This is a genomic window from Streptomyces sp. NPDC005784 (assembly GCF_042871525.1).
Taxonomy (GTDB): Bacteria; Actinomycetota; Actinomycetes; order Streptomycetales; family Streptomycetaceae; genus Streptomyces.
Map to the genome: position 1 here is coordinate 1 of NZ_JBIAIQ010000069.1, position 23,789 is coordinate 23,789.

The 23,789-nt window shown below is 68.6% G+C and carries 21 protein-coding genes and 3 pseudogenes; 16 read left to right on the plus strand and 8 right to left on the minus strand.

Annotated elements, in window-relative coordinates:
• Positions 1-160: 160 nt before the first annotated feature.
• Positions 161-700, plus strand: a complete 540-nt coding sequence (locus ACFYR3_RS43750) for a winged helix-turn-helix domain-containing protein (RefSeq protein WP_389287913.1) — start codon at positions 161-163, stop codon at positions 698-700.
• Positions 697-1,254 carry a transposase gene (locus ACFYR3_RS43755; RefSeq protein WP_389287927.1) on the plus strand — a complete coding sequence of 186 codons (558 nt, stop codon included), beginning with the start codon at positions 697-699 and terminating at the stop codon, positions 1,252-1,254. Before ACFYR3_RS43750 ends, ACFYR3_RS43755 begins: the two co-directional genes overlap by 4 nt.
• Before the next feature lie 12 nt (positions 1,255-1,266).
• Here the strand turns inward: ACFYR3_RS43755 and ACFYR3_RS43760 are convergent, their stop codons facing one another.
• The 3 genes from ACFYR3_RS43760 to ACFYR3_RS43770 all read right to left on the minus strand — a co-directional run bounded on the left by ACFYR3_RS43760 (position 1,267) and on the right by ACFYR3_RS43770 (position 3,356).
• Positions 1,267-1,905, minus strand: coding sequence for a winged helix-turn-helix domain-containing protein (locus tag ACFYR3_RS43760; RefSeq protein WP_389287915.1), 639 nt, complete (start codon positions 1,903-1,905; stop codon positions 1,267-1,269).
• A 120-nt stretch (positions 1,906-2,025) separates the two neighbouring features.
• Positions 2,026-2,868: a hypothetical protein gene (locus tag ACFYR3_RS43765; protein WP_355839178.1), complete on the minus strand. Its 843-nt coding sequence runs from the start codon at positions 2,866-2,868 to the stop codon at positions 2,026-2,028.
• Positions 2,869-2,954: 86 nt separating this feature from the next.
• Positions 2,955-3,356, minus strand: a complete 402-nt coding sequence (locus ACFYR3_RS43770) for a hypothetical protein (RefSeq protein ID WP_355839180.1) — start codon at positions 3,354-3,356, stop codon at positions 2,955-2,957.
• 385 nt (positions 3,357-3,741) lie between these two features.
• Between ACFYR3_RS43770 and ACFYR3_RS43775 the strand changes: the two genes are divergently transcribed.
• The 3 genes and pseudogenes from ACFYR3_RS43775 to ACFYR3_RS43785 all read left to right on the plus strand — a co-directional run.
• On the plus strand, positions 3,742-6,678 hold the full coding sequence (locus ACFYR3_RS43775; RefSeq protein WP_355839181.1) for a BTAD domain-containing putative transcriptional regulator: 2,937 nt from the start codon (positions 3,742-3,744) through the stop codon (positions 6,676-6,678).
• 101 nt (positions 6,679-6,779) lie between these two features.
• Positions 6,780-7,654, plus strand: a pseudogene (locus tag ACFYR3_RS43780) (lipid-transfer protein); the annotation flags it as partial.
• Positions 7,648-7,916 (plus strand): annotated as a pseudogene (locus ACFYR3_RS43785) (enoyl-CoA hydratase/isomerase family protein); the annotation flags it as partial. The pseudogenes ACFYR3_RS43780 and ACFYR3_RS43785, both read left to right, overlap by 7 nt.
• A 43-nt stretch (positions 7,917-7,959) precedes the next feature.
• Here the strand turns inward: ACFYR3_RS43785 and ACFYR3_RS43790 are convergent.
• Complete coding sequence (locus tag ACFYR3_RS43790; protein ID WP_355839183.1) at positions 7,960-8,481, minus strand: hypothetical protein; 522 nt, start codon at positions 8,479-8,481, stop codon at positions 7,960-7,962.
• A 245-nt stretch (positions 8,482-8,726) separates the two neighbouring features.
• Between ACFYR3_RS43790 and ACFYR3_RS43795 the strand changes: the two genes are divergently transcribed.
• Positions 8,727-9,647: a helix-turn-helix transcriptional regulator gene (locus ACFYR3_RS43795; RefSeq protein WP_389287918.1), complete on the plus strand. Its 921-nt coding sequence runs from the start codon at positions 8,727-8,729 to the stop codon at positions 9,645-9,647.
• Positions 9,648-9,902: 255 nt separating this feature from the next.
• On the opposite strand, the gene ACFYR3_RS43800 is transcribed toward ACFYR3_RS43795, so the two are convergent.
• On the minus strand, positions 9,903-10,061 hold the full coding sequence (locus tag ACFYR3_RS43800) for a hypothetical protein (protein WP_355839187.1): 159 nt from the start codon (positions 10,059-10,061) through the stop codon (positions 9,903-9,905).
• Positions 10,062-11,289: 1,228 nt separating this feature from the next.
• Between ACFYR3_RS43800 and ACFYR3_RS43805 the strand changes: the two genes are divergently transcribed.
• The gene (locus ACFYR3_RS43805; RefSeq protein WP_355839189.1) at positions 11,290-11,529 is read left to right on the plus strand and encodes a hypothetical protein; all 240 of its coding nucleotides are present in this window, start codon (positions 11,290-11,292) and stop codon (positions 11,527-11,529) included.
• A 157-nt stretch (positions 11,530-11,686) separates the two neighbouring features.
• Here ACFYR3_RS43805 and ACFYR3_RS43810 read toward each other — a convergent pair.
• Positions 11,687-11,906: pseudogene (locus tag ACFYR3_RS43810) on the minus strand (IS701 family transposase); the annotation flags it as partial.
• A gap of 201 nt (positions 11,907-12,107) precedes the next feature.
• On the opposite strand from ACFYR3_RS43810, the gene ACFYR3_RS43815 reads away from it, so the two are divergent.
• The 6 genes from ACFYR3_RS43815 to ACFYR3_RS43840 all read left to right on the plus strand — a co-directional run bounded on the left by ACFYR3_RS43815 (position 12,108) and on the right by ACFYR3_RS43840 (position 18,828).
• Positions 12,108-13,220 carry a catalase family protein gene (locus tag ACFYR3_RS43815; protein WP_355839191.1) on the plus strand — a complete coding sequence of 371 codons (1,113 nt, stop codon included), beginning with the start codon at positions 12,108-12,110 and terminating at the stop codon, positions 13,218-13,220.
• Between the two features lie 523 nt (positions 13,221-13,743).
• The gene (locus tag ACFYR3_RS43820; RefSeq protein WP_355839193.1) at positions 13,744-14,943 is read left to right on the plus strand and encodes an acetyl-CoA C-acyltransferase; all 1,200 of its coding nucleotides are present in this window, start codon (positions 13,744-13,746) and stop codon (positions 14,941-14,943) included.
• Between the two features lie 71 nt (positions 14,944-15,014).
• The gene (locus ACFYR3_RS43825) at positions 15,015-15,662 is read left to right on the plus strand and encodes an HAD family phosphatase (protein ID WP_355839195.1); all 648 of its coding nucleotides are present in this window, start codon (positions 15,015-15,017) and stop codon (positions 15,660-15,662) included.
• Positions 15,663-15,852: 190 nt separating this feature from the next.
• The gene (locus tag ACFYR3_RS43830) at positions 15,853-16,545 is read left to right on the plus strand and encodes a TetR/AcrR family transcriptional regulator (RefSeq protein WP_389287921.1); all 693 of its coding nucleotides are present in this window, start codon (positions 15,853-15,855) and stop codon (positions 16,543-16,545) included.
• Positions 16,546-16,775: 230 nt separating this feature from the next.
• Complete coding sequence (locus tag ACFYR3_RS43835; protein WP_355839199.1) at positions 16,776-18,044, plus strand: acyl-CoA dehydrogenase family protein; 1,269 nt, start codon at positions 16,776-16,778, stop codon at positions 18,042-18,044.
• Between the two features lies 1 nt (position 18,045).
• The gene (locus ACFYR3_RS43840; RefSeq protein ID WP_261706372.1) at positions 18,046-18,828 is read left to right on the plus strand and encodes an SDR family oxidoreductase; all 783 of its coding nucleotides are present in this window, start codon (positions 18,046-18,048) and stop codon (positions 18,826-18,828) included.
• Positions 18,829-19,108: 280 nt separating this feature from the next.
• Here ACFYR3_RS43840 and ACFYR3_RS43845 read toward each other — a convergent pair whose 3' ends face one another.
• Entirely contained in the window at positions 19,109-19,774 is a 666-nt protein-coding gene (locus tag ACFYR3_RS43845; RefSeq protein ID WP_261706373.1) for a TetR/AcrR family transcriptional regulator, read from the minus strand.
• On the minus strand, positions 19,771-21,066 hold the full coding sequence (locus ACFYR3_RS43850) for a PucR family transcriptional regulator (RefSeq protein ID WP_389287924.1): 1,296 nt from the start codon (positions 21,064-21,066) through the stop codon (positions 19,771-19,773). Before ACFYR3_RS43850 ends, ACFYR3_RS43845 begins: the two co-directional genes overlap by 4 nt.
• Before the next feature lie 188 nt (positions 21,067-21,254).
• On the opposite strand from ACFYR3_RS43850, the gene ACFYR3_RS43855 reads away from it, so the two are divergent.
• From ACFYR3_RS43855 to ACFYR3_RS43865, 3 genes are read left to right on the plus strand one after another with little or no spacing between them, the layout of a single operon-like run.
• Positions 21,255-22,013: an ABC transporter ATP-binding protein gene (locus ACFYR3_RS43855; protein ID WP_355839203.1), complete on the plus strand. Its 759-nt coding sequence runs from the start codon at positions 21,255-21,257 to the stop codon at positions 22,011-22,013.
• The gene (locus tag ACFYR3_RS43860; protein ID WP_356782228.1) at positions 22,010-22,816 is read left to right on the plus strand and encodes an ABC transporter ATP-binding protein; all 807 of its coding nucleotides are present in this window, start codon (positions 22,010-22,012) and stop codon (positions 22,814-22,816) included. The genes ACFYR3_RS43855 and ACFYR3_RS43860 overlap by 4 nt, the downstream gene beginning before the upstream one ends.
• The gene (locus ACFYR3_RS43865; RefSeq protein ID WP_356750111.1) at positions 22,813-23,703 is read left to right on the plus strand and encodes a branched-chain amino acid ABC transporter permease; all 891 of its coding nucleotides are present in this window, start codon (positions 22,813-22,815) and stop codon (positions 23,701-23,703) included. Before ACFYR3_RS43860 ends, ACFYR3_RS43865 begins: the two co-directional genes overlap by 4 nt.
• The last annotated feature ends 86 nt before the right edge of the window (positions 23,704-23,789 follow it).

Sequence of the window (23,789 nt, forward strand, 5' to 3'; positions counted from 1 at the left end):
TCAGCCCCCACCAAGGCAGTTGGCTCCTACCACCGGCCTACGACCAACCCGACCTGCCGTCAACCCACACCACCACCGGATTTAACGAACTACCGCTACTGACCTTTTCGGGTTGTCTTCGGGTGGTGACGTTGGGTGATCCCTGCGGTATGCCGGTGTTATGCGGTATGCGGATGGTGGGGGCCTGACGGCTGAGCGGCGGGCTGCGCGTGAGGGGATCCGGCTGGAGGCCGGGCAGAGGTTCGCACGGGGTGACAGGACTTCGGACATCGCCAAGGACCTGCGGGTGAGCGAGCGTTCGGTGGAGCAATGGCGCCGGAACTGGCGTGAGGGCGGTGTGGAGGGGCTGAGGTCGAAGGGGCCCGCGAAGCTGCCGAAGCTGTCGGACGAGCGGTTCGCCCTGCTGGAAAAGGAGCTGGCCAAAGGGCCGGCCGTGCATGGCTGGGAAGATCAGCGGTGGACTCTGGAACGCGTCCAGACGCTGATCGGCCGCCAGTTCCAGGTCAGTTGCTCGATCGCGGGAGTGTGGCGGCTGCTGCACCGCCACGGCTGGTCCTGGCAGAGCCCGGCCCGTCGCGCGCTGGAACGCGACGAGCATGCGGTCGAGTTGTGGAAGAAGGACGTGTGGCCGCAGGTGGAAGCACCGCGGCGGCGCTCGGGGCCTTCATCGTCTTCGAGGACGAAGCCGGGTTCGCGATGACGCCGCCGCACGCCCGCACCTGGGGCCGGCGCGGGCAGACTCCCGTGGTCCGGGTGCGGGGACGGTCGCGGCGACGGATCTCGGTCGCCGCACTGTGCTGCTACCGGCCCGGCGAGAGGTCCCGGCTGATCTACCGGCCCCGCTTCCACCCGCTCCTCAAAGGCGCACGCAAGAGTTTTGCCTGGCAGGACTACCGCGACCTCCTGGTCCGGGCGCACCTGCAGCTCGGCGCCCCGATCATGGTCGTCTGGGACAATCTGAACACCCATCGTGCCGCCGGGATGAGGAAGTACGCGGCCGACCACGACTGGCTCACCATCATCCAACTCCCCTCCTACAGCCCGGACCTGAACCCCGTGGAAGGCATCTGGTCCTTGCTGCGGCGCGGATGGATGGCCAACGTCGCATTCACCGACCCCGACCACCTCACCCGGACCCTCCGCCGAGGACTCGCCCACATCCAGCGCCATCCCGAACTCATCGACGGCTGCCTCACCGAGACCGGACTGACCCTCACCTCAGATCCCCCGAAGCCAATCCGAAAAGGTCAGTAATGGCCCATGTCATCACCCGTCTTCACTGACTTGCAGACCATGCCACCAAGATGACGCTGCGTCACCCAGTCGCGGAAATCCTGACTGAGCCCAGGCCCTGGCCCGCTTCGTCCTCGAAGCAGAGCCAGGCGCCCAGGTCCGCCGCCGTCTTTTTATGACGGGCCACTGCCCGTCCTTCCAGGCGGCGATCTTCGCCTCGTCGCGCTCGGTCGCCTTGCGGGAGGGGACCTGCACGCTCCAGCCCATGCGGTGCAGCAGCAGGCCCAGCCCGGCCAGGTGTACTCGACGCCGAACCGGCGGCGCACGACCTCGGCGATCCTCGCCGGAGTCCAGCACAGTTCGCTCCAGCCGGCGGCGGCCGGGCCGACATCTGACACCGTTTCCAGCAAACGCAGTTTCGGGTACGCGTGTCCAGGATGAGCTGCAGCGTGCGTTCGACCAGCCGGCGTTGGCGTCCGCCGCGAGCAATTCCTCGAGTGGCGGTGGAGGAAGCACTTGCCATCGCCCGCAGAATGGCCGAGAAGGAGCCCGGCCGAGAGCCAGGCTGCTGGCGGGTGTGCAGCGGGAGGAGGCCGTGGACGCGGCGAGTTCCTCAGGGTAGGCAACGGGCCCGCCGAGGTACTCACTCGGGCCAAACGGTCGGTCCGGCATACCCACCCGGCCGTGTACGCCTCTCCTTCGACCTGGGCGGGCTTTGTCCTCAACGGAGCAAGGTAGCCTGGCAGGTGCCGCCCGGGCGTGCCGCCGGCTGCTCCCTCTGGCGTGCCGCCCTCAACCGTTCCGGTTCAGGTACTGGCGAAATATGGACACGTATATCCGATCGGCCGTTTGCGAGCAAGGAAATATCGCCACGGCGGCATCGAGTTCCGATTGATGAAACTTCCGCCACGTAGGATTCTGAGCGGCCAGCGTCGCCAATTGGTCCTGGGGCAGCACTTGGTCCCCACTCTGAATGCCGGCCATCACGGACGTGTATGCCTTGCGCAGGTCCGTGATGAGCGCGAGACGGGATTGCGCCGGATGACCGGCCGCCGCCGCACAGGATCTCCACGTCTCAAGTGCCGATCGGTAACGTCTGTCGTGTTGCACCTCACCGTCCACCCGAGCCCACTCGGAGTTCGCCTCCGGGATTCCATATTCCTTTTCGGTCGTACGCTGTGAGCTGTCGACGCATCCGGGAAGGGCCGCATCGTAAGCCTTGAGGGAAGCAGCGGAAAGGGTCTTCAGGTAGCTCTTGACTGTTGTGGCCTCAGGGGCGAAGTGGGGAAACACCGATATTCCGAACCCGTGCTTGCGCGCGTAGTCGAGGCTTGAAAAATCTGATGCGTCCTCGACATCAACCACGCTGTGCGGGTTCTTGGGCAGGTACTGGAAGCCGTGCGACTTCATGCATGTGGATGTCAGGGCCTCCGTGCGAGCGGCAACCTCAAGGTCGAATCTGGCCGACTCCGACTGGCCGGAATCACCTGCCAGGATCAGCACGAAACGGCGGGTGTTGGCCGTCGCCCGGGCCGTCTGGCCGTCGTCGGACGGGAAATACGCGAACCCTGCCGCGACCATCGCGGCGATGATCACGGTCAGCGCGACCGCAAGGGTCTTGTGTCTGCCCAGCATCGTCCGGGCCTCCTCCTTCGACTGGTGTGCCCTGGTGCGCTCCGAACGGGGCGCACCAGGGCTTCTGTTGCCCGCTCAGGCACCTGTCACCAGTTGCTCAGGTCGACGCCCACCTGGTCGAAACCCTGGTTGTAGGTGCCGTTGTTGGTGCAGTCGTAGTGCGAGGAGTTCGTACCGTTGCGCGCGACGATCGAGGACTCGTACCAGTTTGCTTGGCCGTTGCCCCGGAGACAGTGGGCCATGTCCTTGCCGCCGTCCTGCCCGGATACCCAGACGAGCGACTGCTGGTAGCGCTGGTAGCGACTGTCCCAATTGTTCGCCACGAACTGGTAGTTGCCGGTTTTGCCGAAGTCGTTGTACGAACCGGCCGCCGTGACGTTGCCGGTCTTTACTTGCGTCTGCGCCTCAGCGGTGCCCGTGGTGAGGCCGATCGTGGCGCAGCAACCTGCGACTGCCAGTGCGCCGAAGGTCTTCCAGTTGCGAGGCATGGTTGACGAGTGCTCCTTCTGTCGTTTTGCCGATCGGAAGTGGTGCGACGGTGCGAATGGAGCCGTGCAGTGATGCGCGTGGACTGTGCGGCGGTGCGTGTGCGGCCGCGGCGGAGTTCGTCGGCCGGGCCGCCCTGCGACGAGCTTCAGGAGGCAACCGGAGCCCCCATGAATCGGGGAGGCAGCTTCTGCTCCCGGCATACCGGCCCGGACGATGCCGAGGTACCGGGCGAAGGCACCCTCCGCACCCATTGCCTGCCCACGCGTCTTCGGTGAGCCGTGCTGCGGAGACGCTATGGACACAGATCCGTCGGTCGTCCTAGATTCGTCCTAGTACGAGGTCAGTCGGGGGAATCGGCGCTAATCGTCACGTACCAGGGGGAGCATGAAATTCGGCTTACTGGGGCCGTTGCACGCCCAGATCGCCGGACGCGCGGTCCCGTTGAACGGGCCGCGGCAGGCCAAGATGCTGGCAGCACTTCTGATCGACGCCAACAACATCGTCGCCATGGAACGGCTCGTCGCCGTGATGTGGGACACGGACGCGCCCGCCACTGCGGTCCGCCAGGTCCAGGACGCTGTCTCCGGGCTACGCCGCAACCTCGTCGCCTGCGGAACACCCGGCACCCTGATCAGCACGCGGCGCGGCGGCTACGAGATCCACCTGGCTCAAGATCAGCTCGACCTGCTGGAGTTCGACCACCAGCGACACCTCGCCGAACAGCACACGACCCCGTCGGAGACAGCAGTCGCGCTGCGGCGGGCGCTGGCCTGTTGGCGCGGAGACGCCCTGGTCGACACTCCCAGCCAAGTCCTGGAGATCGACGCGGCACGGCTGAACGAGAAGCGTGCGGCCACGCACAAGCAGTGCCTGGCCATCGAACTCGACCTGGGGCGTCATCGAGAGGTCATCGACGAGCTGACCGCTCTGCTCCACGAGCACCCCTACGACGAGCAGGTCGCCGAGCACCTGATGGTCGCCCTCTACCGGTGTCGAAGACAAGGCGAGGCGCTGCAGGTGTACGAGCGGCTGCGCCGGACACTGGCCGACGAACTCGGCGTCGACCCCACCCCGCCGCTGCAGGCCCTGCATCAGCGCATCCTGACCGCAGATCCCGCCCTGGCGGCCACGGTCCCGGCAACTGGCCTCTCGGCCACGCCACCGGAGAGCCCCGCCCCGGCGGCCCCCGCACCGGCCATGGCGATGCCGGTGCGTCAGCTTCCCCTGGACGTACCCGACTTCGTGGGCCGGGCCGAAGCGCTGGCCGAGATCGCCGGGCTGCTCGACGGGTCGGCGTCTAACCGGGCGCCGGTGGCCGTCATCGTGGGCGGTCCCGGTGTCGGCAAGTCCTGCCTGGTGACGCACGCTGCGCGGCTGGCGAGTGCCAATTTCCCCGACGGCCAGCTCTACCTCGACCTCGCGGCGACATCCGATGAGCCGCGGGACCCGGGGCTGATGCTGGCCGAGGCACTGCGCGCGCTCTCGATCGCCGGCAGCGCGATCCCGAACGGCCTGTCCGAGCGGGCTGCGCTCTACCGGTCGTTGCTGGTGGACCGTCGCATGCTGGTGGTGCTGGACGATGCCGGTCACGCCGATCAGGTGTTGCCCTTGCTGCCCGCGGCCGACGGCTGTGCCGCGTTGATCACCAGCCGCACTCTGCTGACGCAACTTCCCGGCGCTCGGCACATCGACCTGGACGTGCTGAGCCCGGCAGAGGCGCGGGAGTTGTTCACGGGAATTGTCGGGTGGCGGCGGGTCGAGCGGGAACCGGGGGAGGCCGACGCGATCCTCGACTGCTGCGGCAACCTGCCGCTGGCGATCCGAATCGCCAGCGGCAAGCTCACGGGGCGCCCGGCTTGGTCGCTGCGGGTGCTGCGGGAACGGATCGAGGACGAGTCCCGGAGGCTGGCCGAGCTGAGGATCGGGGACCTCAGCGTGCGAGCCAGCGTCGAACTGAGCTTACGGCTGTTGCCGGCGGACGCGGTGCGCGCGCTGAGCCTGCTGGGTCTGCTCGGCGCCTACACCCTGCCCGGCTGGGTGGTCGGCCCGCTGCTCGACCGCTCGGACGCCGAGGAGGTGCTGGACACCCTCGTCGACGCCAGCCTGGTGCGGCTGACCGCCACCGATGCCCTCGGCGAGCCGCGTTACCGGCTGCACGACCTGATCAGGACCTGTGCCGTGGAGATCGCCGCCCTGCTCCCGACGGAAGACAAGCGGGAGGCGATCATCCGGGTGCTGTCCGTTTGGCTTGAGCTGACCGGGCGCGGCACCGATCGGCTGCCGGCGGCCGGGCTGCTGGCAGCCGCGCCCGGTTCGGCACCGCGCCGGTCGCTGCCCGACGCGGTCGTGGACCGGCTGATGGCCGACCCGGTCGGCTGGTTCGACGCGGAACGTGACAACCTGCTCGGCGCGGTGAAACTGGCCGTGGACTGGGGCCTGGACGAGTTGGCCTGGGAGCTGGCGGCCGGCGCGGCGACCTACTACGACCACCGGTGTCTTTATCAGGACTGGCAGCACGGGCACCGGCTCGCGTTGGACGCGGCCGAGGCTGCCGGCAATGCGCGCGGCGCATCGGTGCTGCTACGCGGTCTTGGCCAACTGCACATCTACCAAGACGAGTTCGATCGGGCCGCCCGGGCCCTGGAGTCCTCCCTCGGGCTGTGTCAGGACGGTGGGGACAAACGCGGCGAGGCGCTGTCGATGGCCATGCTGGGTACGGTCAGCCGGGTGCAGGGCCGTGACGACGAGGCCCTCGAACGTGTCGAGCACGCGCTGGCCATCGCGGCCGGTGAGGGCGACCGGCACATCGAAGCGCAGCTGTCCTGCTCCATGGCCGTGATGAAGCTCATGCAGGGCAAGCTCGACGAGGCGGAGTTCTGGTTCGACGGGGCCTTGAGCCAGGCCGAGGCGCTGGACGACGGGCATCGCGTGGCCGTGGTGCTGCGGCGGTTCAGCCGGCTGCACGATCGGCGTGGTGATCCGGACGAGGCGCTGCGCTGCCTGTGGCAGGCGTTGGCCACCTTCGAGAATCTGGCCGACGAGCGGTGCGTCGCGTACACGCTGCTGGAAGTCGGCCGCGTGTACGCCGGTCAACGCGACCGGGACCGGGCGAGCCCGGCGTTGGAGCGCGCGGCGGGCCTGTTCCACCGGCACGGCGACCGCCAGGACGAGGCCGCCTGCTGGCAGCTGATCGGCGACCTGGACGCCGCCGCCGGCGTTCACCACCTGGCGCACCAGCACCGAGGGCGGGCGTTGCAGCTGTGGCAGACGATCGGCGACATCAACCAGACGAAAGCTGCGGCGCGACCATCGTCGCCGTGAGGTGGCCCTGTCCCTGATCGGAGATGATGAAAGCTCGTCGGCCGGGCCTGCCCGCGGGCGTCGGATCTCCGCTCTTGAGTGTGCGGAACAAAAAGGCGGTGAGGACACGCCCCTGCCGGGCCGTCCTGGCCGCCCTCGACGACGCCGGGATCGCCCCGGGCGAGGTCGACACCCTCGCCTCCTACACCCATGGAGGAGACCGACGAGGTCGAGCTGGCCAAGGCCGTCGGCTTCGGCGACCTGACCTTCTTCAGCAAGGTCGGCTTCGGCGGCGGCTCCTGCGCCACCGTCGCGCACCTGGCCGCCGCCATCGCCGCCGGCCAGGCCACCGTCGGCGTCGCCCGGCGGTCGCGGAAGCGGGGCAGCGGGCCCCGCCCGTGGACCAACACGGCCGTCAAGCTCCCCACCCCGGCCCAGTGGACCCGCCCGTTCGGCCTGCTGCGCCCCGCCGACGAGATAGCCATGCTCGCCCGCCGCCACATGCACGAGTACGGCACGACCCGCGACCACCTCTTCAACGTCGCCCTCGCCTGCCGCAACCGGGCCAACCAGAACCCGGCGGCGATCATGTACGACCGCCCGCTGACCCGCGAGATGTACATGACCGCCCGGTGGATCAGCGAGCCACCTCTGCCTCTACGACAACTGCCTGGAGACGGACGGGGCGCTGAGCTGCGTGATCGTGTCGGCGGAGCGGGCGCGCGACTGCCGCCGGGCCCCCGCCTACGTCCACTCCGCCGCCCAGGGCCTGCCCGCCCAGCACCACGGCATGGTCAACTACTGGAACAAGGACCCGCTCACCGGCCCCGCCTGGGCGGCGGCCCGACACCTGTGGAAACACGCCGACTTCACCCCGCACGACGTCGACGTGGCCCAGATCTACGACGCCTTCACCCCCCTCGTCCCGCTCTCTCTGGAGGGCTACGGCTTCTGCGGCCGCGGCGAGGGCGGCGCCTTCACCGAGGGCGGCGCCCTGCGTACGAGATCGGCCTGGTCAGCGAACTCACCGAGCCGGGCGGCGCGTTGGCCGCCGCGACAGCCTGCGCGGCCGTCATCACCGGCTACCCGCCCACCGGCGTCCAGGGCACGGGGTCCGGGCCCTGTGAGCGGCGAAGGAGGCGGCACGCGGGGCGGGCTGGGCCCAGGCACCGCATCTCATCGCGCTGGGGAACCTGCCGGGCGAGGAGCAGGCGGCGCTGTTCGCGGCACGGCCGACGTCCCGACCCGGGATTCGGTGAGCCGCTGCACTGTGCCGGGACCGGGATCCTCCAGGCCCTCCGGTCAGTCGATCTGCGGGGAGCCGCCCAGGTTCCAGGTGTACGCGCCCTCGCCGTCGCGGTCGATGTCGTACGTGACGGTCCCGTCGGCGCTCCAGGTGAGCGCTCTGCTGTGGCTGTACCACTTCGGGCAGAAGCCGCTCCCATCGCCTGACGTGTTGATGTCGTACCTCACGTCGCAGACACGCGACGCCTGGATGATGTCGCCGATGTCGGGGTCGTGCTGTTCGACCCGCACCTGGAGGTCGAACCGGTCGAACTTCCGGTTGTCGTCGAGATCCGTGCCACCGCTTCCCGACCACTTGTAGTAGGCGGTGGCCTCGTACCCGCCCTCCGAGTAGTGCTCGATGCACAGTTTGATCGAGACTTCCACGTCGCTCCCAGGTGTGGGGAAGGTCTTGTCCTGGTAGCTGGTGCAGGCGTAGTCCTCCGCGTAGGCGGGACCGACCGTCAACGCGCTCATACCTCCGAAAGCGAGCAGAAACGCGGCCGCCGCTGTTGCCGTACGCCGGACCTTGACCATCATGCGCATACCTTTCCGTGGTGCCTCTGGGGTGCGTCATCTTCTGCTGACGCGCAGCACCCTCGGCCCGTATCCCCCGCACGGGCCGAAGGGGCGCGCAGATCCAGCCTCTCGGATCGTCCGGGCATGTGGGAGGGGTCCAACTGGCCCCTGGCTCACGCCCTTTCGCTGTGAGTCCGCCCTCGGTCCCGTTCCGCACAGGTGGCCTGTCTAGGATTCCGGCCGGGTGAATCCGGCCGGGAGAGGCTATGAACAGACGCACCGAACTCCGCTCCTTCCTCCAGTCCAGACGCGCCCGGCTGAGCCCGTCCGAGGTGGGCGTGCCGACGTTCGGAGGGGTGCGCCGGGTGCCGGGGCTACGGCGCGAGGAACTGGCACAGCTGGCCGGGATCGGGATCGACTACTACATACGGCTGGAACAGGGGCGCAACGACAAGGTCTCCGCCTCCGTGCTCGACGCGGTCGCCCGCGCACTGCGGCTGGACGAGTTGGAGCGGGTCCATCTGCACAACCTCGCCCACCCCGACCGGAGCCGGCCACCCGCCGCCGAGCGGGTCTCGGAGGGTACCCAGTGGCTGCTGGACAACATGCCGGACACCGCCGTGTTCGCCCTGGGGCGACGGACTCAGGTGTTGGCGTGGAACTGCCCCGCCTCGAAGATCTTCCTCGATTTCGCCCCCGTGCCGGAGCGCAACCTGGCCCTTCTCGTGTACGGGCAGCCCGCCATCCGGAAACTGGTGCTCGACTGGCCGGTCATGGCACGGCACGTCGTCGCCTGGCTGCGTCTGGAAGTGGGCCGCCATCCCGAGGACGAGGAGACCAACGCGTTCATCGCGGAACTGGCGGCGGCAGACTCCGACTTCCGGCGGCTGTGGCGCGAACAGGACGTCGTCGACCCCATGCACGGCGCCTACCGCCTCCAGCACCCCCTGCTCGGTCCTCTCACCGCCACCTTCCGCACGCTGCTCCTTCCTGAGGACCCGGACCAGATGCTCATCGTCTATGCCATCGAGCCGGATCCGTCCGGCGCGGAGGGAGGGGAAGCCGACAGTGGCATCTGGTGCACGTCACCGGATCACGGGCCGGTCCTGCCGGGGTGCTGCCCCACCCACGACATCGCCGCCTTCATCGTGCGGGGGCGGGCGTCGGCTCGCGTCACGTCCGGGTGAGGCGTGGTCCGTCCGGACCGACGTGCAACACCGGGGCCGACCGGACCCCCTCCCGTCGGCGGGCTGTTTGCGGGGCCGGAGCGGCTTCGGTGATTTCGGGGGGCTCGGCGGCCACTCCGGATCCGGGGCCGCCGGAGAGGCCGCTGCTTTCGCCCGTACGCCGCCCCACCTCACCAGCGGGCCCAACTCTCCCCCTTCCTGAGCCGTGAGCCCTCCGTCATGGCGACGCGGAGGAGTGGAGAAGGCGGGGTCGGTCTACTGCCAGCCGTGTTCTGTGAGAGGGCTGTCGTCGCCGAGGTATCCGCGTAGACCGACTGCCGGGTACTCGATGATGTCGTCGGGCAGGTCATGCACGGTGAACCACTCGAGGGCGAGGCATTTCTCGGGCTCCTTGTTGACGGGCTGCCCCCTCAATTCTGGTTTCCCTCCCGCGGTCTGGCAGGTCTCGAAGGTGGGAGCAGACTCGGCGGCCGCCGAGACGACCGGCTGTGGTCGCAGTGCGGTTGCTGCTGCCCGTGGGACTCCTCAGCCTGACCACCTTGCCCCAGGACATCGCAGGAGCGAAGAAATTGCGCCCAGGGGACGTCGAGCCGTGGGAAGTGAGCAGCACTCGGCCCGGATCGAGCCGCAACCGTTCGGCTCGTAGCGCCGAGGCTGCCGCGCCGTCCCGGTCATCAACGTCCCTTCCAGCAGAGTTACATACCCCACTTTTCAGCCTGCGGGTGAGCACTCATTCGATGCACCCCGTTGACCCCAGTAACCGGTGACCCACCTCTAGACCGGTAAGTGAGGTTCGTACATGTCAAAGATTGGTCCGAAACAAACCAAGCGGCGTCTCCCCACCGCTGACTGCTGCCCGGGTTGGGTGCACCTTTGCTCCCGTCAACTCAAGGACTGAGGACGGTCGCTTCATGGACTACTGCATCCCGTGCAGCCGCACGCTCAACGGCGCCGTTACCTGCCCAGAGTGTGGGGCATACGACCCCGGCATGGCACAGCTGAGCGATCGGAGAGGCGGTGCTCCGGCCGTCGAGACCGCGATGCCGGAGGTCCGCTTGAGTCGGGGACCGAGCTCCTCCGGGTCGCCCCTTCCCGGGTCACCGACTGCCTCGCAGGACCTGTCGGCTGACCGGTACGACCGTCCGGCGCGGCTGAAGAAGTATGCCGTCCGGTCTCTTGCCGCAGCCGCCTTCACCCTCCTCGGAGGCCTGGCTACCGCATCGGTGTTTCCCCAGTCGACGGCCCCACGAGCAGCCTCGATCCCGGAACAGCCGTCCCCCGAAGAGCCCGGGGTCCGCGTTCCCGATTCACAGGCTTCACCGGAGCGTGTGACCACGCACCCGGCCCGAAAGGGCGTCCGGGACCCAAACGGTGACGGGATCCGGCGTCCTCTGCCAACGGCGACTCGCAGCACGTCACCGGTCTCTCGGCCTCCCGCCACCACCAGTGCGCCGCCACCAGTGAAGGCGAAGCCGACCCCCCGAGCCTCCAGCGGCCGCCGCCCCAGCTCGCCCTCACAGACGGCAACCCCTTCCGCGAGGCCCTCCGCCAGTTCCTCCGCCAGTCCTTCCGTCAGTCCTTCCGGCAGCATCAGCGCCTCTTCTACCAGTTAGTGGCTCACCGAGCAGCAAAGGGGAAGCCGGTGGCTGAAACACTGGCAGGGCTCCCCAGCACAGAACCCTCCACCTGGTCCGCGCACGGCATCCGCCTGATCGGCAGCGGGCTCGCCAGCGCCAACAGAGGCCACACCGCGCACCCGTCTGCCGTCAGCGACGTGCGGCACGTGGACTGTGGCCAGGAGTTCAACGGTGGCGATGGCGTCACCCTCACCGGCCCGGGCACCGGCGACGAGGACGCGAACATCGGCAATTCTGAACGGTGATCGGTTGCCCCGGTGCGCCGTGAAGAGGTGGGTCTCGCGCTTCCAGTGGTCATGGGGTTGCGGCGGCCGCCCAGCGCGCGGCACACCAGGTTGGCAGGGCGGCTTGGTGGCAGGGCTTGGTGGCAGGTGGTGCAGACACCGGTCCAGCACCTCGGAACGTCCCGGAGGGTGTCGAGGACTTGGTAGAGGGTGAGACCGGTCCGGGTGCTTTTGGGGCGAGGCGCTGTTCGGTGAGGAAGACGCGGGCGGCGGTCACGAGGGTGACGTGGTGGTGCCGGCCGGCCAGGATCGGCTCTCGAAGTGGTCCGGGCCCAGGCCGTGTTGAGTTCGCGGTAGTCGTGCTCGATGCGCCGGCGGACCTTGGCTGGACAGACCAGGTAGTGACTGGACTGCTTGTGGGAGCCGTTCATTTCTGTCCGTCGTCCCTCTGAGCCGCATCCCACGCACTGGGCACCGACGAGTAGCCGGCACCGACGATTCGGTGCTGGGAACGTGCGATCGCCCACAGTTATGTTGTGCACAATTAAATTGCGTACTAGCGTCTGTGTGCAGTACACACACGAGAGGGAGGCGGCACAATGAATCCTGTTCGCTACGAGGACTACCGACCCATCGAACGCCCTTCCTACCAGGAGGAGATGGAAGCAGTCATCGCCCAGGTGGCGCGTCGTACTCGCGCCTCGGTCGAGCGCGAGACCGTCGGCCGCGCTGTCCGCACGGCCCACGGCAAGACCTACGGCCTCCTCAAGGCCACGGTCACGGTTGGTGACAATCCTGGCTTCTACCGGCAGGGAATCTTCGAACGGCCGACCGCGTACGACGCCGTCGTCCGCTACTCGAACGGCTTGGGTCACGACCGCCCCGACCATCAGCTGGGCGCGGCTTGCGGAATGGGCATCAAGCTGTTCGGAGTTGCCGGCCCCTCGCTGCTGGACGACGAACGAGACAGCGACACCTTCGACCTCAACCTGATCAACAACGATGTCTTCTTCGCGAACACGGCCTACGACTACATGGTGATCGAGGATTTGTTCGCCGAATTGCCCGAGGCCCTCGTGGACCCGGCCCGCCGCAAGACCTGGATGGCGGAGTTCCTGACCCGCCGGCTGACGCTCACCGATCCCGACAGCTGGCTGTGGGACGAACTGCTCGCCATGCTGTCGTTCACCGGTGTCCCGCGCAGGAACCTGCTGTCGTACAGCTACAACAGCATGGGCGCCTTCCGGTACGGCGAACACATCGCCAAGATCCGTACCGTGCCGACCGCCGCGTCCCTGGCCTCCATCACGCAGCAGATCGTGGACGTGCGCGCGGACAATGAGGCATTCCGCCGCACCCTGGTGGCCGAGGCCGCGGAGCGAGACCACTCCTTCGAGCTCCAGGTCCAGCTCAACACCGATCTGGCCCGTATGCCGGTGGACAACACGTCCGTCAAGTGGCCCGAGGACCTGTCCCCCTGGGTGACGGTCGCCCGGGTGGATCTCCCGCGCCAGGCTATCGGCGGGTACGACAACCTGGCGGCCGCCGACGCCACGTCGATCACGCCGTGGCGTTCACGCGAGGACCACCGGCCCATCGGCGAGATTCAGCGGGTGCGGCAGGAGGTGTACCGGCGCTCGTCCATCGAACGGCACCGCATCAACGGGCAAGAGCGGCGCGAACCGGCAGGCAGCGCTGAGCTGCTGGGCTGAGCTGCCTCGGTCGCGCCCGCCGTCGCGCAGTTGAGTGGGCACGGCGCCGTCGTCCACCGGCCCGCTGGACACCCAGGGGCGCGGCAGCCAGGTGGTGGCTGGCGGATTGGATGGCCACCAGGTGTGTGGTGCGCCGGAGGCGCCGGAGGACCGCCGTGCAGCAGTATCAGGCGGCCTCCGGGCGGTGCTCTTGCATGATCGCGTCGAACCACGCCCGTACTCGGGGAGAGGCTCAGGCGGGCCGGATCCGCCTCTTCATACCGACTGGTCGGTAGCCTCAGATGGGGAGGGTGGCTGTCAAGACCTGGCCACCGTTGAACATGACGCCGAATTCAACTATAACGATCGGAAGGCCGACTCCCTGTCGCTGCTGCGGCCATGGCTCACGTCAAAGGCCGCTCGAGGAGACGGTCAATGAGCCATCTCCGCACGACAGTTGGCTTTCGGCGCCCCCTGCCGGCGCTCGGAATCCCAGCCCCGAAGCTCCCGGACGAACCGGACCAAAAGGAAACAGTGAGGCGACATGAGGGAAGCAGTCATCGTTTCGACGGCACGGACGCCGATCGGAAAGGCCTACCGCGGCGCGTTCAACGACACCCAGGCGCAGGAGCTTGCCGCTCATGCCCTTTCACACGCGGTGCGACGCGCCGGGCTCGAGGGAGGCGAGGTCGAGGATGTGATCTTCGGTTGCGCGGTGCAGCAGGGGTCCTCGGGTTTCAATGTCGCGCGTCAGGCTGCTCTCCGTGCCGGACTTCCGGACGTCGTGTCGGGGATGACGATCGACCGGCAGTGCTCGTCGGGCCTGATGGCCGTGGCGACGGCCGCCAAGCAGATTGTCACGGACGGCATGCAGGTCGCAGTCGGCGGCGGCGTCGAGTCGATCTCCCTGGTGCAGAACGACCACATGAACACCCACCGCATGACAGATCCCTGGCTGGTCGAGCACAAGCCGAGCATCTACATGCCGATGTTGCAGACGGCGGAGATCGTCGCCGAACGCTACGGCGTGAGCCGGGAACGTCAGGACGAGTTCGCGCTGCTGTCGCAGCAGCGCACCGCGGCGGCGCAGGAGGCCGGCCGGTTCGACCGGGAGATCGTCGCGCTCACCAGCACCAAGAAGGTTCTCGACAAGCAGTCGGGGGAGGTGCGGGACGAGGAGTTCAGCCTGGCCCGGGACGAGGGCAACCGGGCGTCGACGACACTCGAAGGCCTGGCCGGGTTGGCCCCGGTGCTGCCCGACGGTCGGGTGAGCGCGCGCTCCAGTGTGACGGCGGGCAACTCCTCGCAGTTGTCGGACGGGGCTTCGGTGTCGGTGCTGATGGAGTCGAGGGAGGCCGAACGCCGCGGACTGGAACCGCTCGGTGTCTACCGGGGTATGACCGTTGCCGGATGCGGGCCGGACGAGATGGGCATCGGCCCGGTGTTCGCCATTCCGAAACTGCTGAAGCAGCACAACCTCACCATCGACGACATCGGTCTGTGGGAACTCAACGAGGCGTTCGCCTCCCAGGCGTTGTACTGCCGGGACGAGCTGCACATCGATCCGGAGCGGTTCAACGTCGATGGCGGCGCAATCTCGGTCGGTCATCCGTACGGAATGACCGGTGCCCGGCTGGTGGGGCATGCCCTCGTCGAGGGGAAGCGCCGGGGTGTTCGGTATGTGGTGATCTCGATGTGTGTCGGCGGCGGAATGGGTGCAGCCGGACTGTTCGAAGTCGTCTGAGGTCCCCATCCCTGCTGGAGAACGTGGCTGCCGTCGGATTGCGCGGCAGCAGGCCGATCGTGAGGAGAGACGTGGATACTGTGTCGAAGGCGGCGGCAAAACCCCGAACCGCGGTCCTGGTGGACTTCGGTGGGGTCATCACCTCCAGTGTGCTGCAGGCTTTCACCGCCTTCGGCGCCTCGCTGGGCGGCGACCCGCGCCTGCCGCTCGATCTCCTCGCCCGGGACCAGCGATCACGCACCCTCCTGGCCGATCACGAGTGCGGCCGTCTCGACGCCGGGGGCTTCGAGCGGGGATTCGCCGAACGCCTCCGCGTCCACGGCGCAGACGTACCGGCCGAGGGGCTCACGGCCCGGATACAGGCGGGCATGTCGATCGACCAGGACATGCTCGCGCTGCTCGGTGATCTTCGAGCCGCCGGCCGTCCCGTTGCGCTCGTGTCCAATTCGTTCGGTACCAGAACCTACGGCGGCGTCGACCTCTCCGCTGTTGCCGATGCGGTCGTGATCTCCGCGGAGGTCGGGATCCGCAAGCCCTCCCGGCGGATCTACGCGATCGCATGTGAACGCCTGGGCATCGACCCCGAAGAGGCAGTCATGATCGACGATCTGCAGCAGAACCTCGACGGAGCGGCACGGATCGGAATCGGGGGCGTACTGCACACCGCCGCCGCCGACACTCGCCGCCAACTCGCCGAACGCTTCGGGATCACCGCCTGATCGCTGATTCGGCGAGGGTGAGACCCGCACGGCCACCGGCTCGCATCCTCGGCAGGCGCCGCCCACGATCAGCGATTTCGATCCTGTGCGCCCCCATGGGCTGTCACTGTCGACACCATTGCGCTGCGCGGCGCCAGGGATCAGTCTCGCGTTTGTGACTATGGCGTCGGATTCAAGTACCGTTTCCGGAATGGACACGACTGGGCCCGAGGAGATCGACGGCGAGTACGCACCTCCCGTGGCACCCCTCTCGAACCTTCGCGAGCCGCCTACGACGAAGCGCGGAGCGCGGACACGGGCCGCATTGGTGAAGGCCGCGCGGAAGGTGTTCGAACGGGACGGCTACCTCGACACTCGCCTGACCGACATCACCAAAGAAGCTCAATGTGCGGCGGGATCCTTTTACACCTACTTCGCCAACAAGGAGGAGGTGCTCGCCGCCGTCCTCCTGGAGGCGCAGGAGGACATGATGCACCCCGGCATGGGCCGGGTGCAGGGTACCGACGATCCCTATGCGGTACTCGAGGCGAGCAACCGCGCGTATCTCGAGGCATACAAGCGGAATGCGAAGCTGATGGCCCTCCTTGAGCAGGTCGCACAAGTGGAGCCGGAGTTCCGCGAGTTCCGGAGCCGGCGCGCTGACGCGTTCATCCGCCGCAATGCCCGCGGCATCGCCGACCTGCAGGCGCGGGATGTCGCAGACCGTGGGGTCGATCCGATGATGGCCTCCCGTGCCCTGTCGGGCATGGTCAGCGTCCTGGCCTACAACGTCTTCGTGGTCGGCGAACGGCAAGAAGAAGGTGCACCGGTGGACTTCGAGGAGCTCGTGTCCACGGTCACCCGTCTCTGGGCGAACGCCCTTCGGTTCCCCGGCCACCGCTGACCCCGGCAGCCTGGACAGCCTGGCCCACCGCACCCGGTACTGCCGGGTGCTTCTCATTTCTCGGCTCCCTTTGTCGTCCCCTCCGCGGGAGGTAGGCGGTCTTCTTCGCGCGTCGCCGTGGCCCGCTGTTGAACTTGACGCCAGATTCAATTATAAAGTTCGACAAGAGCACGGTCACGCCGGCTCTCGGCCGTGCCCCGGCTTCGCACGCCAACCCGTCAGGAGCTCAGATGTCCCTGTTCGAGATACGGGATCGCGCCAAGAAATACCAGGCGGATCTGCTCGAGTTCATGGATGCACACGTCTACCCCGCTGAGGCGGTGTACCACGTGCAGATGCGCGCGTCGGGTGACCCGCACTTCCAGCCGCCGATCATCGAGGAACTCAAGGCGGAGGCGCGAAGGCGCGGACTCTGGAACCTGTTTCACCCGCATCCGGAGTGGGGCCCCGGGCTGACGAACCTCGAGTACGCACCGCTGGCGGAGATCATGGGGCGCAGTCACATCGCCCCAGAAGCGTGCAACTGCAACGCTCCCGACACCGGGAACATGGAGGTGCTCACCCTGTTCGGCAGCGACGAGCACAAGGAGAAGTACCTCAAGCCCCTGCTCGACGGCACGATGGCCTCGGCCTTCGCGATGACCGAGCCGCGTGTCGCCAGCTCCGACGCCACCAACATCGAGTTGCGGATGGAGCGCGACGGCGACGAGTACGTGCTCAACGGCCGCAAGTGGTTCGCCTCCAATGCCCTGCACCGCAACTGCAAGGTGCTCATCGTCATGGGGAAGACGGACCCCGGCGCTGCTCCGCACAGGCAGCAGTCGATGATGGTCGTCCCCATCGACGCCCCCGGGATCACGGTGATGCGCGGCCTGCCGGTGTTCGGCTACCAGGACCGTGAGGGGCACGCCGAAATCGACTTCGCCGACGTACGGGTGCCGGCCAAGGACCTCCTCAAGGGCGAGGGCGAGGGTTTCGCGATCAGCCAGGCCCGGCTCGGGCCCGGTCGTATCCACCACTGCATGCGGGCCATCGGCGCGGCCGAGCGGGCGCTGGAGCTGATGTGCCGGCGCGCGCAGTCACGGGTGACATTCGGTAGTCCGGTCGCCGAACGGTCCAACATCCAGGACTGGATCGCGGAAGCGCGCATCGACATCGAGATGATCCGGCTGCTCACGCTCAAGGCCGCGTATCTGATGGACACGGTCGGGAACAAGGAAGCGCGCACCGAGATCGCGGCCATCAAGGTGGCCGCCCCGAACATCGCTTTGAAGATCATCGACCGCGCGATCCAGGTGCATGGAGCAGCCGGAGTGACCGAGGACTTCCCGTTGGCGATGATGTACGCGCAGCTGCGGACACTGCGGCTGGCGGACGGTCCCGACGAGGTCCACAAGCGGGCCATCGCCAGGCAGGAACTGCGGCGGTACCGCGACGGGGCCACCACGGCGGCGAGCAGCACGGACACTCCCGGCGGCCACAAGGCAGGGGTGAACTGAAATGGCAGGGCTGGACCTCAGCGGTCGCACCGCCGTCGTCACGGGCGCCTCCCGCGGTATCGGGTTGGCGATCGCCCAGGCCATCGCTGCCGCCGGCGGAAACGTCGTCCTCACCTCCCGGTCCCAGGAGGCGGCGGACGCCGCCGCGGCCCAGGTCGGTGGCACGGCGATCGGCGTCGGTGCGCACGCGGTCGACGAAGAAGCGGCCCGGCGCTGCGTCGATCTGACGCTCGAGCGCTTCGGAAGCCTCGACATCCTCGTCAACAACGCGGGGACCAACCCGGCCTTCGGACCCGTCATCGACCAGGACCACGTCCGGTTCGCCAAGACCTTCGACGTGAACGTGTGGGCTCCTGTCCTGTGGACGGGGCTGGCCGTTCGGGCCTGGATGGGCGAGCACGGCGGCGCCGTCGTCAACACCGCCTCGGTAGGCGGCATGACCTTCGAGGCGAACATCGGGTTGTACAACGCGTCGAAGGCCGCACTGATCCACCTCACGAAGCAACTGGCCCTGGAACTCTCGCCCAAGGTTCGCGTCAACGCGGTGGCGCCGGGTGTGGTGCGCACGAAGCTGGCCGCGGCTCTGTGGAAGGACCATGAGCAGGCCCTGTCCGCCGCGACGGCACTCGGGCGCATAGGGGAGCCGGCCGACATCGCCTCGGCGGTCGCCTTTCTCGTCTCGGACGCCGCGAGTTGGATCACCGGCGAGACGATGGTGATCGACGGCGGCCAGCTTCTCGGCGACGCGCTCCCGTTCCGGCAGGGAGCCGACACCGGCGTCTAGGGCCTGGCCGGCCGATCACGCCGCAGACGCAGCGCCGGACAGGCGCCGTCCCTTTCCTGCAACTTGACCGGCCGGACAGGTCCTGGCCCGGACCTCGTCGCGATCGACGCCGAGGCGTACACCCCCGTGGCCGCTGTTGCCCTGAGGCAGCCCCGTGAGGAGGTCATCGGCGTGGGGGCGGCGGGCGAGGTCGATGGCGGCGCTCGGCGCGGGTTGTCCGGGGAGTGAGGCGTCGTCGGGCTGGGGCCGGTCCTGTCGCCTCCGCCCGGTGCCCGGCGTTTCAGCCGGGCGGCGCCGACAGATGGATCAGGATGCCGCACACCTCGTCCACGATCTCGCGGGCTTCCGTTTCGTCCCCGCAGTCACCCAGCTCGCGCGCCGTTCCTCCGATGACGGTGGTCAGCACGCTCACCCTGACCCGGCCGGCGCGTCGCCGCTCGTCGATCTCCAGGAGCCGGGCGTTGCGCCGTACCCATGCGCGGTCCCACTGTCGGCGCAGCGCGTCGAAGCCCGCGGGGCCGTCGTCCTCCACGAGGAGTCTGCCGAGCCTCCGGTTGTCCCAGGCACCCTCCAGGTAGGCCCTGGCTCCCGCCATGAAGAGGGCGACGGGGTCCTCCACACCGCGGTTGCGCTCGGCGGTCAGTGTGGCCGCGGTTCGACGCTCCTGCTCCTCCCGGAACTCCTCCCACAGGGCGAGATACAGCCCTCGCTTTCCGCCGTAGTGCTGAAAGAGGCTGCCCACCGGGATGCCGCAGCGCGCCGCGATCTCGGTGAGACCGGCGTCGGTGTAACCGCGCTCGGCGAACACCTCCAGCGCGGCGTCGAGCAACGTGCGCCGGAGGCTTCCGTCCTGCCCGGCGTATTCCTCGGGCACACCCATGTCCCCCTGCCCGCCCGGCAGCTGACGTGCCGCTTCGGTCCCGTCGGACTCCACCATGCCGCTCATTCGCCTTCCCCGCCTTCCTCGGCCCCGTCGCGGAGGGCGAGGGCGACCAGTAGTTCCAGGAGGTCGGCGATCCGGCGCGGATTGCGGCCGGTGCGTTCCTCGATCCGGCGCAACCGGTAGTGCGCCGTGTTGTGGTGCACCCGCAAGCGCTCGGCGGCCAGCCGCAGGTTGAGGTCCGCCTCCGCGAAGGTCCGTATGGTGGCGGCCAGCGTGTCGCCGCGTCTGCGGTCCTCCTCCAGCATCGACCGCACCCGGGGATCGACCAGCTGGCGCGCGAGGTCGTCGGCGCGCAGCGCCAGGTAGTCGAACGGGGACAGCCGTGGCAGTGCTGCCACCCCGCCCCCGCTCGGCACCAGGTCGAGGGCGGCTCGCGCCTCCTGGTAGGCACGGCGCAGTTCACATGCGCCCTGGGCGACCGTACTGATCCCCATGGAGAGCATGGTTCCGGCCCGCGCGAGCCGCCGCTGCACGGTCTCGAAGTGGGCGCATATGTCCTCTGCGGCCATGCCGGCCCGGACCACGGGCACGGCCACCACCTCGCCGTGGCGCACGACGACCAGCGTTCTGCCGGCCCAGGGCCCGGCGACGCTGATCGATGCGCTGGCGGCATACCCGTTCTCGGCCGAGGTCGGGTCTCCGGTGCGGGTGTCGCCGACGCACACCGCCACGACCGCCATCATCGGTGAGCGCGGTCCGATGCCGTACGCCTGAGCCGCGGCCATCAGCGGACCGCGCGTGGGTGCCACCCCGGCCAGGAGCTGGTCCAGGAGATCGCGGCGCTCCCGGTCCGCGTCCGCCACCACGTGCTGCTGGTACTCGACGTAAGCCTGCGCGGCATGGGTGCTGGCGTAGTCGACGTACCGCATCAGCGGGGTGACGAGGGACAGCGCGGCCTGCTGGGCCTCGGCGGACGTGCCCGCGCAGTCCAGCAGCGCGTCCCACAGCACCTGCCGGCCGACCCGGAAGGCACTGATCCAGTCCTCCAGGGCGAACCCGGCGCGTGCTCGGCGCATCGCTGCCGCGCGGCTGAAGACCAGGTCCTCGGGGGCCATGTCCCGATCGCCGGCCAGCGCCGCCAACTGCATCCGGTAGTGCTCGAGCACCTGGTCCCGTACGTCGCCGAAGAACCGTTCGTCCTGCAGTGCGTACGACGGGATCTCCGTGCGCATCACCTCGACGGCGGTCTCCGCCACCTCCTCGACCCGGTCGTGGACGGCGTGCAGGATCCGCCGCCTCTCCCGGCGGAGCGGTTCGGAGAGTCGGGGATTGCCCAGTGCGGGACCGCGCGGCATGGGGCCGATCGTCGCCGCCCTCCTCGTGCTTCGTCAACAGGTTCCACGTGAGACATCTCCCGGCACCTGTGCGCGGCGCACAGTTCCGCCACAGGGAAGTTGGGTGCTCACACCCAATGTGCGCCCGCGACGCCCCCACCTACTGTGACGCTCGCCCACCCCCCAGCACGTCGGAAGGGGCGTCACTCATGCTCGCGGTCGAAGACATCACCGTGCGCTTCGGCGGGATCACGGCATTGGACGGTGTCGCTTTCGCCGTCGAGCCGGGCACCGCCGTAGGGCTCATCGGGCCGAACGGAGCCGGCAAGACCACCTTGTTCAACTGCCTCACCAGGCGCTGCGCTCCCGACGGGGGAGAGGTGCGGTTCGAGGACGAGGACCTGCTCGCCCTTCCCCCGCACGCCGTGGCCGGGCGCGGCATCGCCCGCACCTTCCAGAACCTGGGCCTGTTCCCGCAGCTCACGGTCCAGGAGAACGTCATGGTCGGCGCCCACAGCCGGGGGCGCACCGGACACCTTGCCGCGGCGCTCCGGCTGCCCCGCGTCCGGCGGGAGGAGAGGGCACTACGTGACCAGGCGGACGACTTGCTACGGCGGCTCGGCCTGGCGGACGTCGCCGACCATCCCGCCTCCGGACTGCCGTTCGGCACGCTCAAACGCGTTGAACTCGCCCGGGCGCTCGCGGTACGGCCCCGGCTGCTGTTGCTCGACGAACCCGTCAACGGGCTCAGCCATGGCGAGGTGGACCAATTCGCGGATCTGGTCCGCTCGGTGCGCCAGGAGTTCGACCTCACGCTCGTTGTGGTCGAACACCACATGGCCTTCGTGATGGGCCTGTGCGACAAGGTGGTCTGCCTCGACTTCGGCCGCAAGATCGCCGAGGGCACGCCGGAGGAGATCCAGCGCGACCCGGCGGTCGTCGAGGCGTACCTGGGGGTGGCCGCGTGAGCGAGCCCACCACCGGCAGCACCGAGGCCGCGGCGGGTGCGGAGCGGGACTTCCTGAAGGTCTCCGACCTGCACGCCGGATACGGCCAGGCACGCGTGTTGCAGGGACTCGACTTCTCCGTCGCCCGCGGTGAGGTGTGCGCGATTCTCGGACCCAACGGCGCGGGCAAGACCACGACGCTGCGGGCGCTGTGCGGCATGGTCCGCGGTCGCGGGTCGGTCACCCTGAACGGCACGGAACTCGTGGGCCGCTCGCCCGAGCAGGCCGCCAGGCTCGGTGTGGCGCATGTGCCCGAGGGCCGAGGCACCTTCAACGACCTGACCGTCGAGGAGAACCTGCGCATCGGCGCCCACCTGCGCACCGGCCCGCTGCGGCGGGGCCGCACCGAGCGTGCGGCCGTGGTGGCCGACCTGGAACGGATCTACGACTACTTCCCCAAGCTGCGCCAGCGGTCGCGGCAGGCTGCCGGCAGCCTCAGCGGCGGCGAGCAGCAGATGCTCGCCGTCGGCAGGGCGCTGATGCTGCGGCCCTCGCTGCTGCTCCTGGACGAGCCGTCCCTGGGGCTCGCGCCGCTGGTCACCCGCGAGCTGTTCGAGATCGTCCGTGCCGTCAACGAGGAGGAACGCACCACCGTGGTCGTCGTCGAGCAGAACGCCCAGCTCGCGCTGGATATCGCGCACAGGGCCCATGTGCTGGAGGCCGGCCGCCTGGTGCTGTCCGGACCGGCTGCACAGATCCGCGAGGACGGGCAGGTCGCCGAGGTGTACCTCGGTGTCTCCGTCCTCACCGGGAAGGCCGGGTGAGCGCCGTGACCGATCTGCTCCAGCAAGTGGTGGAAGGACTGGGCTCCGGCGCCGTGTACGCCAGCCTGGCGCTGGCCCTGGTACTGATCCACCGGTTCACGGGGATCGTCAACTTCGCGCAGGGCGAGCTGGCCATGCTCTCGACGTACGTCGCCTGGCAGCTGGTGGCGTCCGGGATGCCGTACTGGCTGGCACTGCCGGCCACCCTCGCGGTGTCCTTCGCCGGCGGCATGCTGCTCGAGCGGATCGTCATCCGCCCCGTGCAGGGCGCGCCCGAGCTGACGGTGGTCATCGTCACGGTCGGCCTGTTCATCTTCGTCAACGCGCTGGCCGGTCTGATCTGGTCGTTCACCGTGAAGGACTTCCCGCAGCCCTTTCCCGACGGCGGACTCGACCTGTCCGGTGTGCGTATGGACTGGTCGACGCTCGGGATCATCGGTGTGGTGGCCGTCGTGATGGGCCTGCTGTATCTGCTGTTCCAGCACACCTCCATCGGCCTGGTGATGCGGGCGGTCGCCTGCAATCCGGCCTCCGCCCGGCTGTCGGGCATCCGGGTGGGTTGGGTGCTGATGCTCGGCTGGGGCCTGGCCGCGACGGTCGGCGCGGTGTCGGGCGTGCTCGTCGCCCCGGTGCTGTTCCTGGAGCCCAACATGATGGGCGGGGTGCTGATCTACGCGTTCGCCGCGGCCACCCTCGGAGGCTTCGACAGCCCGGTCGGCGCGGTCGTCGGCGGCCTGTTCGTGGGTGTCGCCGAGACCCTGACCGGGGCGTACGTGGACGTGATCGGCGCCGATCTGAAGGTGGGCGTCCCCTTGGTGATCATTCTGGCGGTGCTGCTGGTGCGGCCGCAGGGCCTCTTCGGACGGGCGGCGGTGGAGCGCGCATGAGTTTCCTGAGTCAACCTCTATGCCGCCAAGGGTTCCTCAGCGGCTGCGCTGACCTTGCCGTTGGCTTGGTGGATGGCGGGGTCGTA

What these genes read in the sequence shown, in the direction of transcription:
- ACFYR3_RS43835 (WP_355839199.1), top strand. Translation starts at nt 16,776, where the DNA reads ATGTCCCTGTTCGAGATACGGGATCGCGCCAAGAAATACCAGGCGGAT.
- ACFYR3_RS43750 (WP_389287913.1), top strand. Translation starts at nt 161, where the DNA reads ATGCGGTATGCGGATGGTGGGGGCCTGACGGCTGAGCGGCGGGCTGCG.
- ACFYR3_RS43760 (WP_389287915.1), bottom strand. Translation starts at nt 1,905, where the DNA reads ATGCCGGACCGACCGTTTGGCCCGAGTGAGTACCTCGGCGGGCCCGTT.
- ACFYR3_RS43790 (WP_355839183.1), bottom strand. Translation starts at nt 8,481, where the DNA reads ATGATGGTCAAGGTCCGGCGTACGGCAACAGCGGCGGCCGCGTTTCTG.
- ACFYR3_RS43765 (WP_355839178.1), bottom strand. Translation starts at nt 2,868, where the DNA reads ATGCTGGGCAGACACAAGACCCTTGCGGTCGCGCTGACCGTGATCATC.
- ACFYR3_RS43830 (WP_389287921.1), top strand. Translation starts at nt 15,853, where the DNA reads ATGGACACGACTGGGCCCGAGGAGATCGACGGCGAGTACGCACCTCCC.
- ACFYR3_RS43820 (WP_355839193.1), top strand. Translation starts at nt 13,744, where the DNA reads ATGAGGGAAGCAGTCATCGTTTCGACGGCACGGACGCCGATCGGAAAG.
- ACFYR3_RS43775 (WP_355839181.1), top strand. Translation starts at nt 3,742, where the DNA reads ATGAAATTCGGCTTACTGGGGCCGTTGCACGCCCAGATCGCCGGACGC.
- ACFYR3_RS43840 (WP_261706372.1), top strand. Translation starts at nt 18,046, where the DNA reads ATGGCAGGGCTGGACCTCAGCGGTCGCACCGCCGTCGTCACGGGCGCC.
- ACFYR3_RS43770 (WP_355839180.1), bottom strand. Translation starts at nt 3,356, where the DNA reads ATGCCTCGCAACTGGAAGACCTTCGGCGCACTGGCAGTCGCAGGTTGC.
- ACFYR3_RS43855 (WP_355839203.1), top strand. Translation starts at nt 21,255, where the DNA reads ATGCTCGCGGTCGAAGACATCACCGTGCGCTTCGGCGGGATCACGGCA.
- ACFYR3_RS43845 (WP_261706373.1), bottom strand. Translation starts at nt 19,774, where the DNA reads ATGAGCGGCATGGTGGAGTCCGACGGGACCGAAGCGGCACGTCAGCTG.
- ACFYR3_RS43850 (WP_389287924.1), bottom strand. Translation starts at nt 21,066, where the DNA reads ATGCCGCGCGGTCCCGCACTGGGCAATCCCCGACTCTCCGAACCGCTC.
- ACFYR3_RS43815 (WP_355839191.1), top strand. Translation starts at nt 12,108, where the DNA reads ATGAATCCTGTTCGCTACGAGGACTACCGACCCATCGAACGCCCTTCC.
- ACFYR3_RS43755 (WP_389287927.1), top strand. Translation starts at nt 697, where the DNA reads ATGACGCCGCCGCACGCCCGCACCTGGGGCCGGCGCGGGCAGACTCCC.
- ACFYR3_RS43795 (WP_389287918.1), top strand. Translation starts at nt 8,727, where the DNA reads ATGAACAGACGCACCGAACTCCGCTCCTTCCTCCAGTCCAGACGCGCC.